Below are 15,431 nucleotides of genomic sequence, written 5' to 3'. Positions count from 1 at the left end.
CAATATGAGGGAGATCCGTAACGGTGTCAGTGCTTCTGGAGCGACCCCTGGCCGTAGGTAACGGCTTAGAATCATTCGTGATGACTTCAGACACGCCCGCGAACTCGGAAGACCTTTCGAGTAGCGACCCAGAACTCACGACACTGCACCCGACCAAGGCCGAACTGCGCGAGCAGAACCGCGGACTGTTCGAGGAGCAGGCGTTGCCTTTTCTCGATCAGCTGTATGCGGCGGCCATGCGCATGACGCGCAACCCGTCGGATGCGCAGGACCTCGTGCAGGAAACCTTTGTGAAGGCCTTCGCCGCCTTCGCGCAGTACGAGCAGGGAACCAACCTCAAGGCGTGGCTATACCGCATACTCACCAACACCTTCATCAATGCGTACCGCAAGAAGCAGCGTGAGCCCTACCAGGGCACGATTGATGAGTTGGAAGACTGGCAGCTCGGCGGCGCGGAATCGACCACCGCTATGTCGGGGCGTTCGGCCGAGGCCGAGGCTATCGACCATCTGCCAGACAGCGCCGTCAAAGACGCCCTGCAATCCATTCCCGAAGACTTCAGACTCGCCGTGTACTTCGCCGACGTCGAAGGGTTCTCTTACCAGGAGATCGCCGAAATCATGAAAACCCCCATCGGTACCGTAATGAGTCGCCTGCACCGTGGCCGGCGACTCCTGCGCGAGCTGTTGGCTGGCTACGCGGCCGAACGCGGGCTAGGCATGGGCCAGAACCAGAAAACATCCAGGAGCACAGAAAAATGACCGATTGTGGTTGCGAGAAGGCCAAGGCCGAACTCGAAGAATACCTGCACAACGAACTCCGCAAGAATGATGCGGCCGATATTCGGGAGCATCTCGCTAGTTGCCCTGACTGCAGCAGCGAACACCTGGTTGGACGCACCATGACCGAGGTCATGCAGCGTGCCTGCAAGGAAACCGCCCCCGAAGACCTGCGCGATCAGGTTTTGTTAAAACTGCGCTCCCTGCAAGCGTCGCACTAGACAAGATTCCGGCGACGGTTCGACCTGTCCGAGCAGGAACGCGGCACCCGTCGCATCCGATACCCAAGCGAAGGTTCCAAAGTTGGAATCCCACGGTTCTCGCAGTTGTCGCGACCGCGCGGGCCCGCAAATCCAATCGCCCCGCAGACAGCAATGGAGGGTGACTCTCGTCACCCTCCATTGCTACAGCGTTGCTGTGATCGTTAGAGAGTCAGAGCGTCGCGCTGCAGCTTGGCCTGCTCGATTGCGTGGCGCTTAGCCGATCCAGCGGCCGGTGACGCCGATGCTGGACGGGAGAACAAGCGCATGGCGCGCGGGCCGAGTTTGCTGGTCTCCAGGTAGAAGAACGGCCAGGCTCCCTGGTTCTCTGGTTCGTCCTGCACCCAGGCCAGTTCGGCGTTCGGGTACTGGGCGGCTACGTCCTTGAGTTCCACGGCGGGCAGTGGGTAGTACTGCTCAACGCGCACGAGGGCGATCTGGGGGTTGGGGTTCTTCTCGAGCTCGTTCAGCAGGTCGTAGTAGATCTTGCCGGCCATGAACAAAACGCGCTTGACGGCGTTCTTGTCGGCGAGACGGGCATCATCGATGACCGTCTCGAACTTACCGCTGGTCAGCTCGGCCACGGCGCTCGTCGCGCCGCGCAGGCGCAGCATCGACTTGGGCGTGAACACGATCAATGGACGGCGTGGACGCATGTACGCCTGGCGGCGCAGCAGGTGGAAGTACGATGCGGGCGTCGACGGGCGCGCCACGGTCATGTTTCCTTCGGCACACAGCTGCAGGAACCGTTCGATGCGAGCCGACGAGTGGTCGGGGCCCTGGCCCTCGTAGCCGTGCGGCAGCAGCAGCACAACGGATGACCGCTGCCCCCACTTCTGCTCGGCGGACGAGACGAACTGGTCGATGATGGTTTGCGCCCCATTGGCGAAGTCACCGAACTGGGCTTCCCAGAGCACGAGGGCGTCAGCGCGTTCCACCGAGTAGCCGTACTCGAAGCCCATGGCAGCGTATTCGCTCAGCAGGGAGTCGTAGATCCAGAATCGGGCCTGGTTGTCCTTGAGGTTGGCCAGTGGCAGCCATTCCTGGCCGTTCACCCGGTCGTGCAGAACGGCGTGACGCTGCACGAACGTGCCGCGGCGGGCATCCTGCCCGGCGAAACGCACCGGGGTGCCCTCCACCAGCAGCGAGCCAAGCGCGAGCAGCTCGCCGAAGCTCCAGTCGATGTTGCCGTTGCGGCTCATGTCGAGACGCTTCTGCAACAACTGCTGCAGCTTGTTGTGCACCGTGAAACCGACCGGCTTGTTGTTGAACGCGTCACCGATCAGGTGAATGACGCTCTCTGGAACACCGGTCGTCTCTGGCTCGCCAGCGGCGTCTTCGCGGTCCTGTGCCTCAGCTTCAGCCTTCGCCGTGGCCGCCATCTCCGCGGTGATGATCGGAATCGACGCGGTCTGTGCCGCGTGCGTTTCGAGGAAGGCGCGTTCGAGGCGGTCCTGGAAGTCGCGGTGGGCGGCTTCGTATTCGTCGACGGTGATATCGCCACGGCCGACGAGCGCCTCGGTGTAGAGCTTGCGCACGCTGCGCTTGGCTTCGACCAGGTTGTACATCAGCGGCTGGGTCATCGAGGGGTCGTCGCCCTCGTTGTGTCCACGACGGCGGTAGCAGATGAGGTCGACGACGACATCCTTCTTGAACTCCTGGCGGTAGGCGAAGGCGAGCTCGCCGGCACGCACCACTGCCTCGGGGTCGTCCCCGTTGACGTGGAAGATTGGCGCCTGGATGGTCTTGGCGACGTCGGTGGCGTAGACGCTGGTGCGGGCATCTTGCGGCAGGGTCGTGAAACCGAGCTGGTTGTTGACCACGATGTGCACGGTTCCGCCGGTACGGTAGCCGCGCAGCTGGGACATCTGCAGGGTTTCGAAAACGACGCCCTGGCCGGCCATTGCGGCGTCGCCGTGGATGAGGATGGGCAGGGTGGAGAAGGTGCCGATCGGCTTGCGGTCCTGCTTGGCGCGCACGATGCCCTCGAGCACGCCGTCGCCGGCTTCGAGGTGTGACGGGTTTGCGGCCAGTGAGACCGGAATCTCGGCGCCGTCTTCACCGCGGTACAGGCCCGTGGTACCGAGGTGGTACTTCACGTCACCGGAACCATGCACGGTGCGGGGGTCTTGCGTTCCCTCGAACTCGCGGAAGATCTCGCCGTAGGTCTTGCCGGCGATGTTAGTGAGCACGTTCAGGCGCCCACGGTGGGCCATGCCGATCGCGACCTCGTCGAGGCCCTGCTCCGCAGCGCCCTGCAGGATGGTGTCTAGCAGCGGAATGGTGCACTCGCCGCCCTCGAGGCTGAAACGTTTCTGGCCGACGTACTTGGTCTGCAGGAACGTTTCGAAAGCCTCGGCCTCGTTGAGCTTGCCCAGGATACGCATCTGCTCGTGGTGGGTGGGCTTGACGTAGGACTTCTCGATTTTTTCCTGCACCCACTTGCGTTGGGCCGGGTCTTGAATGTGCATATACTCGATGCCCGTGGTGCGGCAGTACGAGTCGCGCAGCACACCGAGAATGTCGCGCAGCAGCATCTGGCGCTTAGCTCCGAAACCGCCGGTCACGAACGACCGGTCGAGGTCCCAGAAGGTGAGCCCGTGGGTTGCGATGTCGAGGTCGGGGTGACTGCGCTGCGAGTACTCGAGCGGGTCGATATCGGCCATCAGGTGGCCCCGCACGCGGAACGAGTTGATGAGTTCCTGCACACGTGCGGTCTTGTCGACGGCGGTCGTGAGATCGACGCTGATGTCCGGTGCCCAGTGGATGGGATCGTATGGAATGCGCAGGGCCGAGAAGATCTCCTCGTAGAAGTTGTGCTGGCCGATCAGAAGCTCGTGCACGATCTTGAGGAATTCGCCCGAACCGGCGCCCTGGATAACCCGGTGGTCGTAGGTGCTGGTGAGGGTGATGGTCTTGGAAATGGCCAGGCCGGTGAGGGTCTTGACGCTCGAACCCTGAAATTCGGCCGGGTAGTCGAGGGCGCCCGCGCCAATGATGCAGCCCTGGCCCTTCATGAGGCGGGGTACCGAGTGCACGGTGCCGATGCCACCTGGGTTGGTCAGCGAGAGGGTCGCTCCGGCGAAATCATCGGCGGTGAGCTTGTTCTTGCGTGCGCGGGTGACAAGGTCTTCGTAGGCGGCGAGGTACTCACCGAAGGTCATTGTGTCGGCGCGCTTGATCGCCGGAACGAGCAGGGCGCGGGTGCCGTCGGGCTTGGGCATATCGATGGCCAGTCCCATGCCGACGTGGGCAGGGGCAACGACTGACGGCTTGCCGTCGACCTCGTCGTAGTAGACGTTCTGGCTCGGGAACATCTTGAGGGCGCGAATGAGCGCCCAACCGATCAGGTGGGTAAAGGAGACCTTGCCACCACGAGCCCGCTTCATGTGGTTGTTCATGACGATGCGGTTGTCGATGAGGAGCTTGGCCGGAATGGTGCGCACGCTGGTGGCCGTCGGCACGGTCAGGCTGGTGACCATGTTGGTCGCAAGAGACTTCGCCATGCCGCGCAGCGGCGAGACCTGATCTTGTTTGACCGGCTCGGAAGCATTGACGACGATGGCCTGCGGGCTTGTCACGGGGGCGTCGGCGGGAACCGGGGCCGGCTTGGGTGCACTCGAGGTGGTGCGGGCCGTCGGCTGGTTCTCGGTCACCGGAGCCGGCGCTGCGGCCCCGGGAGCGGTCTGCGCGACCGGTGCTGCGGGAGCGGTCGGGGCGGCTGGCGCTGCGGCGGCGGGAGCGGTCTGCGCGGCGGCCTCTGGTGCCACAGCGGTATCTGCCGGGGTGTTCGCGGTCTGGTGGTAGCTCTCGAGCACCGGCCACCACGATTCATCCACCGACTGCTTGTCGATCAAGTATCGTTCGTACAATTCGTCAACGAGCCACTCGTTTGCTCCGAATTCGCCTGACGTTGTCTCGTCAGAAGCTCCACCGGTTACCTGGCTTGACACCGTGGGATCGCCCACTCTCTGCTTTGAATTTGGATGCCCTCGGCGGGGTCAATCGCCGGGTCAATCTGCGCTTTCATTGAGCCTGCCGCTGACGATGTCGACCGCCAGGTCAGTCTGCCCGTCTAGCCTAATCCCATCCCGCGCCGCCATAAACACCCCACCGAACGGCTAGCGTTCTTGGTATGCAGTTCTATGGAACGACACCCAGCCACGATCTGACCTTCTCCGACGTATTTTTGGTGCCCGGCCAATCGGCCGTCACCAGCCGTTTAGATGTCTCGCTGGCCCCCGGTGACGGCACCGGCGCCACGATACCCATCGTGTCGGCGAATATGAACTCGGTCACCGGGCCTCGTCTGGCGGCCTCGCTCGCCCGACGTGGCGGGCTGGGGGTGCTGCCGCAGGACATGCACCTGCAAGACCTGGACGCAGCCATCCGCTGGGTAAAGGACCAGTCGGTTCGTTTCGACACGCCCTTCGTGTTCGGCCCCGACGACACCGTCGAGCTCGCACGTCAGCAGGTTCCGGCCGTTCCCGGGCAGGGAATAGTGATCCACTCCGGTGCCGGTGACTACCTCGGCTGCATCGTCGCCAGCCGGCTGGCGACAGCTCTGCCCGACGCTCGCCTGGGTGATCTGCTGCACGGTGACCTGACCGCGCTCGACGCCGATGATGTGGACGGGCCGCGCCGGGCTTTCGACCTGATGACCGCGGCCGACATCGACTTCGCTCCGGTACTGCACCACGGCGTCGTGGTTGGCACCCTCAGTCGCAAGAGCGCCCTGCGCTCCACGCTGTACCAGCCCACGCTCGACGCCCACGGACGGCTCAAGGTTGCTGCGGCGATCGGCATCAACGGTGACGTCGCGGCCAAGGCCCGCGCGCTCGCCGACGCTGGCGTCGATATTCTGGTGATCGACACCGCGCACGGGCATCAGGATGGCATGCTGCGCGCGCTCGGCATCGTCGCCGACCTGAACCTCGGGCTGCCGATCGTGGCCGGCAACGTCGTGACCAAGGACGCCGTGCGTGATCTGGTCGGTGCGGGCGCGACCATCGTCAAGGTCGGAGTCGGTCCCGGGGCAATGTGTACCACCCGCATGATGACCGCCGTCGGCCGGCCCCAGTTCTCGGCCGTGCTCGAAACCGCCGCCGCCGCCCGCGAGCTCGGCGCTCACGTCTGGGCAGATGGTGGGGTGCGCTACCCGCGCGACGTAGCGCTGGCGCTGGCCGCTGGCGCAGCATCCGTCATGATCGGCTCTTGGTTCGCGGGGACCACCGAAGCGCCAGGCACGCTAAATGTGGATGCCCGCGGCGCGGTCTACAAGGAAAGCTGGGGAATGGCGTCGACCAAGGCCGTTCAGGCGCGGTTCGAGCGCCTCGACGCCTACGACCTCGCTCGTAAGACCCTGTTTGCCGAGGGAATCTCGAGCTCGAAGATCTACCTCGATCCGCTGCGACCGTCGATCGAGGACCTGCTCGACATGATCACGTCGGGGGTGCGCTCCTCATTCACCTACGCCGGAGCCACCACCGTCGCGGACTTTCACGAGAAAGCGCTCGTGGGTATTCAGTCGGCCGCCGGCTATGAGGAGGGTAAGGCACTGCCGGTGTCCTGGTAGGACCGGTCTAGCAATGGTCGGCAGGCGCTGCCGGACGTGCTGGTACAGCGCTGGTAGCGCTGGCGGTATTTCGCGGGGCGGTATCCACTTGGCTGCCCGGTGCGCGGGCAGGTGCGCCCGGTATACTCGGCTGAATAATGGATGACCCTCCCACCGCTGAACCCTCGTCCCACAAACCCTCGCCCGTAGTCGCTGTCGGTGAATTCCTTGTCTGAGCTGATCATGCTCGGAGTCGGCCTCATCCTCACCGTCGGAACGGGCCTTTTCGTCGCCAGTGAGTTCGCCCTGGTGAATCTCGACCGCGCCGACCTCGAAGCGCGCCGCGACCGCGGGGAGACCCGCCTCGCCCTGACCATCTCCGCTCTGAAAATCACCTCGACGCACCTGTCGAGCGCACAGCTGGGTATCACCCTGACCACCCTGCTCACCGGTTACACGATCGAACCCGCCCTGTCGTCGCTGCTGCGCGGACCGCTCACCTCGATGGGCCTGCCCGTCGACCTCGTGCCGGTGTTCGGCACCACGATCGCCATCGTGACGGCGACCCTCGTGTCGATGGTCATTGGTGAGCTGGTTCCGAAGAACTTCGCGCTGGCCCTGCCCATTCAGACCGCACGGCTGGTGATTCCGTTCCAGACCGTGTTCACGACCGTTTTCAAACCGGCGGTGCTGGTGCTCAATAACAGCGCCAACGGCCTGCTGCGCTTTATCGGCATCGAACCGAAGGAAGAGCTTTCCGGCGCCCGCACAGCCGAGGAACTCTCCTCTCTCGTGCGCCGTTCGGCCAGCGCCGGACTGCTGGAAAAAGATACCGCCACGTTGCTGCACCGCACGCTGCTGTTTTCCGGGCATACGGCATCCGACGTGATGACGCCGCGTCCGCGCGTGGCGAGCATCCACCGCACAGATTCGGCGCAGGCGGTCATCGACCTCACACGATCCACCGGTTATTCACGATTTCCGGTTGTCGACGAGAGTGTCGACGACGTCGTTGGCATCGTGCACGTCAAGCAGGCGGTGGCTGTGCCGCGCCAGCGGCGAGCGGATGTTCCGGTGTCGGCCCTGCAGACCGACCCGGTGCGCGTGCCCGAAACCATGAAGCTCGACGATCTGCTCGGTGAGCTGCGCGGCCGCGGCTACCAGATGGCCATTGTCGTCGACGAGTACGGCGGAACCGCCGGCGTCGTCACCCTGGAAGACCTGGTCGAGGAATTGGTCGGCGAGGTGGCCGACGAGCACGACCGGGCCCGCGCCGGCGTCGTGCGCTCGCCCAACTCACTGACTTTTCCCGGTATGCTGCGGCCCGATGAACTGCTGGAGCGCACGGGCGTCGTCGTGCCGGAGCAGGGCCCGTACGAGACCGTGGCCGGTTTTGTCATGAGCGATCTGGGCCGGCTGCCGGTGATCGGTGATCGGGTACCGGTGCGCGACGGCTTCCTCACCGTTGAGCGGCTGGAGGGACGCCGGATCGACCGGCTGCGCTTCACTCCGGAGGCCGTGCCCGAAGCCGTATTGGCCGTTGAAACCAAGTCCGATCGAAAGAAGGTGAGCGACAAATGAGCGACTGGGCCGGACTTGCCTGGTTGGTTGTGCTTCTCGCCGCCAACGCCTTCTTCGTCGGGGCGGAATTCGCCGTCATCTCGGCCCGCCGCTCCCAGATCGAACCGCTCGCCGAGGCCGGAAAACGCAGCGCCAAAACTGCGCTGTGGGCGATGGAACATGCGACGCTCATGCTCGCGACCTCCCAGCTGGGGATCACGGTGTGCTCGCTGCTCATTTTGAACGTCTCGGAGCCGGCGATCCACCATCTGCTCGAGGTGCCGCTGGGTCTGACCGGACTGCCGGAGGCCTACATCGGCACGATCGCCTTCATCGTGGCGCTGCTGCTGGTCTCGTACCTGCACGTCGTGTTTGGCGAGATGGTTCCGAAGAACCTGTCGTTTTCGGTGCCAGACCGGGCTGTGCTGCTGCTCGCGCCGCCGCTGGTGTTCGTCGCCCGCGTTTTCAAGCCGCTGATCGTCGGCCTCAACGCCTGCGCCAATGGAGTATTGCGCCTGTTCGGAGTGCAGCCAAAGAACGAGGCGACGAGCGCCTACACCCTGGACGAAGTGGCGACGATCGTCACCCAGTCCACCCGTGAGGGTGTGTTGAGCGACGGAACCGGTGCGCTCAGCGCGACGTTCGAGTTCACCAACCTCAAGGTGCGCGACGTGGCTGTCGGCCTCGGCAAGCTGGTCAGCTTGCCGGAGTCGGCCACGCCAGCCGACGTGGAGAAAGCCGTGACCCGCCACGGCTTCTCCCGCTACGTGCTCGCCGATGCCGACGGCTACCTCACCGGCTACGTGCACCTGAAAGATGTGCTCGACCTCGATGTGCCCTGGGCCTCGGCCAGTGCCGCAACGTTGGCAGCGCCCGACAGCTACGCGGGGCGGATCCCCGCCAAGCGCATCCGTGCCTTGATTTCGATCTTCGAAGACACCGACCTCGAAGACGCCCTCGCCACCATGCGTCGTTCGGGCGCCCACCTCGCGCGGTCGTTCACCGCCGAGGGTGAGACCACCGGGGTGCTTTTTCTCGAGGACATCATCGAGGAACTCGTCGGCGAAGTGCAGGACGCCACCCGTCGCGACTAGCCGTATCCGACAACGCCCGACAACGCTCGACACCGGTCGCGCCCTCGATTTGTAAAGCTCACTGTACGTATCGCTAACTTTACGTAAAGCAAGCTTTACTAGTGCGTTCAGGGAAGAGGGATTATGCGAACCATGCGTCCGGGCTTTATTTACGGAATTATCGTCGTCCTCGTGGCGCTGGGACTTCTTATTTCAGCACTGATCGGTGATCAGGCTGGCGGCGAAAGTGTGGTCGCCTGGTTAGCCATCCCAGTGGTCGTCGCGGCAGGCACGAGTGCTTATCTGCTGCGACGCGCGCGGGAGCGCCAATCCGGGGCAGGGGCGCGTGATGGTATCGAGGTAAGCCTGGCCCGCGGGGCCCAGGCCGGAGTATTCTTTGATGCGGTCCTCGGTGGGGTAACGGTTAGCGTCGTTCTCCCCATCGTCGACGTGACGCTCAGTGCCTCGGTCGCCCTCATGCTGTTCAGTATTGCGCTGGTCTGTGATTTTTGGATCCGGTACCTGATATTGAGGATTCGCAATGGATCGTAGAGTGGCCGAAAGAAGGTTGGCAACCTCGCTCACCCAGCTGCAGCTCGCGGCACTGGTCGGAGTGTCCCGCCAGACCATCATCTCCATCGAGCGGGGCAAATTCTCGCCCTCTGTGCTTCTGGCAATTAAGATTGCCCGTGAGCTGAATACGAGTGTTGAGCTGCTTTTCGCTCCCAGTGACCAGGGGTTCCCAACGACGCTGTGAGGGACTTCCGCGAATGCGAAAGTCCCTCACAGCGCGCCAAAGCGGCGAGGGCTACGCGGTTATACGCATTCGGTGGAACCGAACTGCTGCGCCCAAACGCGCATGGTTCCGTCGCACACTCCGTGTGCGACCAGGGCCGCCGTGGCACACGGCGATCGGTTTCGACACCGACGATATCGAGGCTGAGGTCACCGTTTTGCGCGGCCTTGGCGTCACGTTCGAGGACTACGATTTTCCGGGATTGAAGACCGAGAACGGCATCGCGACAACCAGCGAGGATCGCGCGGCGTGATTCAAGGACACCGAGGGCAACATCATCTGCGTGTCACAGACCAGCCGGGTGGAGGGGCTTTCGCGGCGCGAGCGGGAAGGGTTGCAATCCGCCAACTGATGCCCGCCAGGGCGGCTGCCGACCCGGCGGGGCGGGTGGCGGCATCCGTCTGCGCAGATCTCGAAAACGACCTATCGTGGGGGCATGGTGAATTCCGGCGGCTGGCTTGAATGGGAGGCCGAACAGGCCCGCGACTGGATCTCCCGGCCCCAGGCCGGCGACGACAAATATTCCCGTGGCGTGCTCGGCGTGCGTACCGGTTCCAAGGACTACCCGGGCGCCGCGGTACTCGGTGTCGACGCGGCAGTGCGCACCGGCCTCGGAATGGTGCGCTACCTCGGCCCGCGCCGCGCCGCCAACCTCGTGCTCCAGCGCCGGCCCGAAATAGTCACCGTGCCCGGCTGGGTGCAGGCCTGGCTCCTCGGCTCCGGCATCAATGCCGCCACAAGAACGGATGCCGTCAGCACGGCCCTGGCGGAAGCCCTCGCCGAGGGACTGCCCACCGTTCTCGACGCGGGCGCCCTCGACCTGGTGGCGCGGGCCATCGGCCCGACGGTGATCACCCCGCACGCCAGCGAACTGGCCACGATGCTCGCGGATGAGGCCAAACCCGGCTCCGCCTCGCAGATCACCGCAAACGCGGGGGAGTGGGCTATTCGCGCTGCCCGCCTGTTCGACGTCACGGTGCTGCTGAAGGGCGCCGTCACCCACATCGCCTCGCCGTCGGGCGCCCGCCTGACCGTGTCGACCGGACCGGCCTGGCTGGCCACGGCCGGGTCGGGCGACGTGCTCGGCGGCATCCTCGGTGCGCTCCTGGCCACCCATTCCGACCAACTCGAAACGGATGCCGCCTCCCTCGCCCCGCTCGCAGCCACCGCAGCGCTGCTGCACGCCAACGCTGCGATTCTCGCCTCGGCCGGCGGTCCGATCGCGGCCCTCGACATAGCGGATGCTGTACCGCGGGCGGTCGTCGCCCTGCTCGAACACGGGATCGACCCCGGTCAGCGTGCAACCGGCTAGAACAGCACAGGATGCGCTCGGTTGTGCGAAAGTAAAGCGTGCGAATTCACGACGAGACCCGCAGTGCTGCACGAACGCGGCCGGTGCTGCGGCATTCGCTCGCCACGCTGTGGTCGGCTTTCGCGCTCGTGCATGTGCTGCTGATCCTGCTGGCCCTGTTCGGCGCCGGGTACGCGCTCGGGGACGTCGAGATCGTCTACCGCGGCTGGGCCGCGAACGCGGCCGCGGGCAGCATCGTGGGAGTCACCGACAATTTCGTCTACCCGATTCTCGCACTCGTGCCGATTCTGGGTGCGTTCGCCTTCGGTGGACCGGCCTACCTCACAACCTGGCTCGTGCTCGTGAGCGGGCTGAACGCGGCGGCGTTCTGGGTACTCGTGCGCTCGCGCCGGACCGTGGCCTGGTGGTGGCTGGCCTTCCTGGCGATGCTCGGCCCTATCGCGCTATTGCGAATCGACGCGGTCACGGTGCCGCTGTGCATCGTCTCCCTGCTCTGGCTGCGCCGCCGTCCATTCTGGGGCACGGCACTGCTCACGATCGCGACCTGGATCAAGATCTGGCCGGTCGCCGCGCTCGCCGCCCTGTTCGTGGCGTCGAAACGCCGGTGGCGGATGCTCCTGCTCGCCGCCGCGATGTCCGCGGCGGTTATCGGGGTTGCGGGGGCGTTCAGCCTGAGCCGGGGCAGCGGCATTCACGTGCTGAGTTTCGTGGCTGAACAGGCGGACCGGGGGATCCAGATTGAATCGCCCGTTGCCGTGCCCTGGCTCTGGCAGATCGCCCTGCACGTTCCGGGGAGTTTTATCTACTACGACCGCGAGATCCTCACGTTTCAGGTCATCGGTGCTGGCGCCACAGCAATGAGCGCCCTGATGACCCCGCTGTTGGCCCTGGCCGCCGCAGCAGTGCTGCTGCTCGGGCTACGCGCCCAGCGCCGGGGAGCGGACACTTTCGCTGTACTACCGGCGCTGACGCTCGCGCTGACGGTGACCCTGATCGCATTCAACAAAGTGGGTTCGCCGCAATTCATCAGCTGGCTGGCCGCACCGATCATTCTCGGACTCGTTCTGAACGGCCGCGTCTGGCGCACCCCCGCGCTGCTCGGCCTCGCGCTCGCCGCGCTCACCCAACTGGTCTACCCGTACCTCTATGACTGGGTGCTGTCGGCCCATCCGCTCATGGTGCTCGTGCTGACCGTGCGCAACCTGCTCGAGTTCGTGCTGCTCGGCTGGGCGCTCCGGGCACTGTACCGACCGACGTCAGGAGCGTTCTTGTGAGTGCCAGACTGCGTGCGACGCCAGCCGCCGGTGCCGGCTCAGAGCCCACGGCACCACAGCCGGCGCGGCACACTTTTTCGGCCACGCTCGTCGCCACCCGGTTGGCGGTCGATCCCGCAACGGGTCTGACCAACGCGTCGGTCGAGAACCGGCAGCAGGAATACGGGCCGAATCTTCTCGCCGAGCCGAAAAAGGTACCGGCCTGGCGCAAAGTCATTCGTTTACTGGCAGAGAAGATGACGCTGGTGCTGGTGATCGCCGCGGTGGTCAGCGCCGTCGTTTCGCGGGAATGGGAGACACCCGTCGTCATCCTGGCCGTGATCATTCTAAACACGGCTTTAAATTACCTACAGGAACGACGGGCCGAAAACAGCCTTCAGGCGCTACGCACCATGTCGGCAGGGACAGCCGTGGTTCGACGAAACGGCACCGAGCTGGAGGTTCCCCGGGGGGCACTGGTGCCAGGGGACATCGTTCTACTCGATGCCGGGGACTCCATTCCGGCCGACGGCCGCATCGTGGAAGAGTCACGGTTGCAGGTGGCCGAGGCCACGCTGACCGGAGAATCAGAACCCGTCGCCAAGTCGACCACGCCACTTTCGGCCGAGAACCTGCCGCTTGGTGATCGCGACAATATGCTCTTCATGAATACCGAAGTCACCCGTGGCCGGGCGACCATGATCGTTACCGCTACAGGTATGCGCACGGAAGTCGGTGCCATTGCGGCGTTGATCAGTGAGGTCAAGCGCGAACGCACTCCACTCCAACGACGCATCGACCAGTTGGCCAAACTACTGACGCTGGTGGCCCTGATCGTAGTCTCGGTTGTCTTCGTACTGGGCGTGGTGCGCGGGCAGTCGTGGTCCGACCTGCTGATCACCTCGGTGTCCCTGGCGGTAGCAACTATTCCCGAGGGACTCACGGCGGTCGTCGCTTTCACCCTGGCGATGGGTGCCGCGCGCCTGGCTGGGCGGGGGGCCATTCTCAAGCAGCTCTCGGCGGTGGAAACCCTCGGCAGCGTCACCCATATCGCCACGGACAAGACCGGTACGCTGACCATGAACGAGATGACGGCGCACCATTTGCACATTCCTGGACACGACTTTCAGGTCACCGGAACGGGCTACTCGACGTCCGGAAAAATCCTGGTCCCGGAGACCCTGCCGGTACCGGATTTGACCGAAGCGCTATTGACGATGGCGCTGTGCAACGATGCCGTCATCGATGACGGTCTCCTCGTGGGAGATCCGACGGAGGGCGCGCTGGTTGTGCTGGCCGAGAAAGGCGGTCTCGATGTCGCCGGCGCGCGGCGAGATTACCCGCGAGTGGCGGAGATCCCGTTCGACTCGGAGTACAAATACATGGCCACCTTTCACCGGCTGGCGGCGAATTCGAACCCGTCCGCGTCGGTGCCGGTCTACCGATGTCTGGCCAAGGGGGCGCCGGTCGCGGTGATGCAGTTGACCGACTCGGTGCTCACCGCTGACGGTATCCAGCCGCTGACCGAGGAACATCGCCAGCGTATCCACGATGCCATCCAGAATCTGGCTGGAGACGGCCTGCGCACGCTCATGATCGCTGGGCGGCGCCTGAATACGGCACTTCCGGACGACGAGAAATCCTTACAGGCGCTGGTCACCGGTTTGACGATCTACGCGATCGTGGGAATCGTCGATCCGGCCCGCGCCGAAGCTGCCCCGGCCATCGCGGAGGCCCGCGGAGCCGGCATCAGTGTGCACATGATCACAGGGGACCACCTGGTCACTGCTTCGGCCATTGCGAAGGACCTGGGCATCCCCGGCGACGCCGCGTCCGGCCCCGAGCTGGACGAACTGGACGACGGCGAGCTCGGCCGACGTGCTGCCGGGTATGGCGTGCTAGCCCGGGTCACCCCCGCGCACAAGATCCGAATGGTCAAGGCTCTGCAAAGAGGGGGCCATGTCGTGGCCATGACCGGGGATGGTGTCAACGATGCTCCAGCGTTGAAACAGGCCGACATCGGAATCGCCATGGGCATAACCGGTACAGATGTGTCCAAGGCCGCCGCGAATATGATCCTCACCGACGACAACTTCGCCACCATCGTGGCTGCGGTGCGGGAAGGCCGCGGAATCTATGCCAACATCCTGAAGTTCGTGAGATTCCAGCTCACCACGGCCTGGGGATTCGTGCTCATCTTCCTGGTCGCCGGTGTCACCGGGCTGGCCGGCGGTGCGCCGTTCACCGCGCTGCAGATCCTCTGGGTCAACATCATCATGGACGGACCGCCCGCCCTCGCGCTTGGCGTGGACCCAGCCGAACCGGGCACAATGAAGCACCAGCCTCGCCCGGCCAATGAACGGCTGTTGACCCGAGCCCGACTCCTTCGAATCCTCGGGCTGGGCATCGTGATGGCCGGCGGCACCCTCGCCGTACTCATCCTGGCTCCGATGTTGTTCCCTGACAGCGCCGATGATGCCGCATTTGCCAGCACCCTGGCGTTCACCACGTTCGTTTTCTATCAGGTGTTCAACCTGCTCAACGTGCGGTCCGACACCCACTCCGTCTTCTCCATCCAGACCTTGACGAACCGAAGCATCTGGGTGGCACTGGTTGCTGTCATCATCCTGCAGGTCTGCGTCGTGCAGCTCGAGGTTCTGCAGGGGCTCTTCGACACCACCGGGCTGACCGCGCCTCAGTGGGGGATGGCCGTGCTGGTGGGATCCTCCGCCCTGTGGGTGGAGGAAATCGGTAAGGCCATCATGCGGGCTCTCGACCGCCGCCGGCTCGGCCAGCCCAATAGAACGTCTCACCAGTCCAGCTCAGATCACCACAATTAGGGAG

At 64.5% G+C, this 15,431-nt stretch carries 12 protein-coding genes; 11 read left to right on the top strand and 1 reads right to left on the bottom strand.

What is annotated here, in order from left to right:
• The first annotated feature begins 80 nt into the window (after positions 1-80).
• Both CXY70_RS15130 and CXY70_RS15125 read left to right on the top strand, forming a co-directional pair.
• Entirely contained in the window at positions 81-761 is a 681-nt protein-coding gene (locus CXY70_RS15130) for a sigma-70 family RNA polymerase sigma factor (RefSeq protein WP_104193146.1), read from the top strand.
• The gene (locus CXY70_RS15125; RefSeq protein WP_104193145.1) at positions 758-1,000 is read left to right on the top strand and encodes a zf-HC2 domain-containing protein; all 243 of its coding nucleotides are present in this window, start codon (positions 758-760) and stop codon (positions 998-1,000) included. The genes CXY70_RS15130 and CXY70_RS15125 overlap by 4 nt, the downstream gene beginning before the upstream one ends.
• A gap of 203 nt (positions 1,001-1,203) precedes the next feature.
• Here CXY70_RS15125 and CXY70_RS15120 read toward each other — a convergent pair whose 3' ends face one another.
• Positions 1,204-4,992, bottom strand: coding sequence for a multifunctional oxoglutarate decarboxylase/oxoglutarate dehydrogenase thiamine pyrophosphate-binding subunit/dihydrolipoyllysine-residue succinyltransferase subunit (locus CXY70_RS15120; protein WP_104193216.1), 3,789 nt, complete (start codon positions 4,990-4,992; stop codon positions 1,204-1,206).
• 182 nt (positions 4,993-5,174) lie between these two features.
• On the opposite strand from CXY70_RS15120, the gene CXY70_RS15115 reads away from it, so the two are divergent.
• The 9 genes from CXY70_RS15115 (at position 5,175) to CXY70_RS15080 (ending at position 15,427) form a co-directional block, all read left to right on the top strand.
• On the top strand, positions 5,175-6,614 hold the full coding sequence (locus CXY70_RS15115) for a GuaB1 family IMP dehydrogenase-related protein (protein ID WP_104193144.1): 1,440 nt from the start codon (positions 5,175-5,177) through the stop codon (positions 6,612-6,614).
• Between the two features lie 222 nt (positions 6,615-6,836).
• The gene (locus CXY70_RS15110; protein WP_104193215.1) at positions 6,837-8,174 is read left to right on the top strand and encodes a hemolysin family protein; all 1,338 of its coding nucleotides are present in this window, start codon (positions 6,837-6,839) and stop codon (positions 8,172-8,174) included.
• Positions 8,171-9,247: a hemolysin family protein gene (locus tag CXY70_RS15105; RefSeq protein WP_104193143.1), complete on the top strand. Its 1,077-nt coding sequence runs from the start codon at positions 8,171-8,173 to the stop codon at positions 9,245-9,247. The genes CXY70_RS15110 and CXY70_RS15105 overlap by 4 nt, the downstream gene beginning before the upstream one ends.
• A gap of 123 nt (positions 9,248-9,370) precedes the next feature.
• Positions 9,371-9,778 carry a hypothetical protein gene (locus CXY70_RS15100; RefSeq protein WP_104193142.1) on the top strand — a complete coding sequence of 136 codons (408 nt, stop codon included), beginning with the start codon at positions 9,371-9,373 and terminating at the stop codon, positions 9,776-9,778.
• The gene (locus CXY70_RS15095; protein WP_104193141.1) at positions 9,768-9,983 is read left to right on the top strand and encodes a helix-turn-helix transcriptional regulator; all 216 of its coding nucleotides are present in this window, start codon (positions 9,768-9,770) and stop codon (positions 9,981-9,983) included. The genes CXY70_RS15100 and CXY70_RS15095 overlap by 11 nt, the downstream gene beginning before the upstream one ends.
• Before the next feature lie 13 nt (positions 9,984-9,996).
• A complete protein-coding gene (locus CXY70_RS17620; RefSeq protein WP_146066148.1) occupies positions 9,997-10,275 on the top strand; it encodes a hypothetical protein in 279 nt (92 codons plus the stop codon).
• A 183-nt stretch (positions 10,276-10,458) separates the two neighbouring features.
• Positions 10,459-11,334, top strand: a complete 876-nt coding sequence (locus tag CXY70_RS15090) for an ADP/ATP-dependent (S)-NAD(P)H-hydrate dehydratase (RefSeq protein WP_104193140.1) — start codon at positions 10,459-10,461, stop codon at positions 11,332-11,334.
• A gap of 38 nt (positions 11,335-11,372) precedes the next feature.
• On the top strand, positions 11,373-12,608 hold the full coding sequence (locus CXY70_RS15085; protein WP_104193139.1) for a glycosyltransferase 87 family protein: 1,236 nt from the start codon (positions 11,373-11,375) through the stop codon (positions 12,606-12,608).
• Positions 12,605-15,427 (top strand): cation-transporting P-type ATPase, encoded by a 2,823-nt coding sequence (locus CXY70_RS15080; protein WP_233205957.1) that lies wholly within the window; start codon positions 12,605-12,607, stop codon positions 15,425-15,427. The genes CXY70_RS15085 and CXY70_RS15080 overlap by 4 nt, the downstream gene beginning before the upstream one ends.
• The last annotated feature ends 4 nt before the right edge of the window (positions 15,428-15,431 follow it).

Source organism: Cryobacterium sp. Y82, assembly GCF_002929495.1.
Taxonomy (GTDB): Bacteria; Actinomycetota; Actinomycetes; order Actinomycetales; family Microbacteriaceae; genus Cryobacterium; species Cryobacterium serini.
Note: the sequence above shows the minus strand (reverse complement) of the source record. Positions and strands in the feature narration are given on the sequence as shown.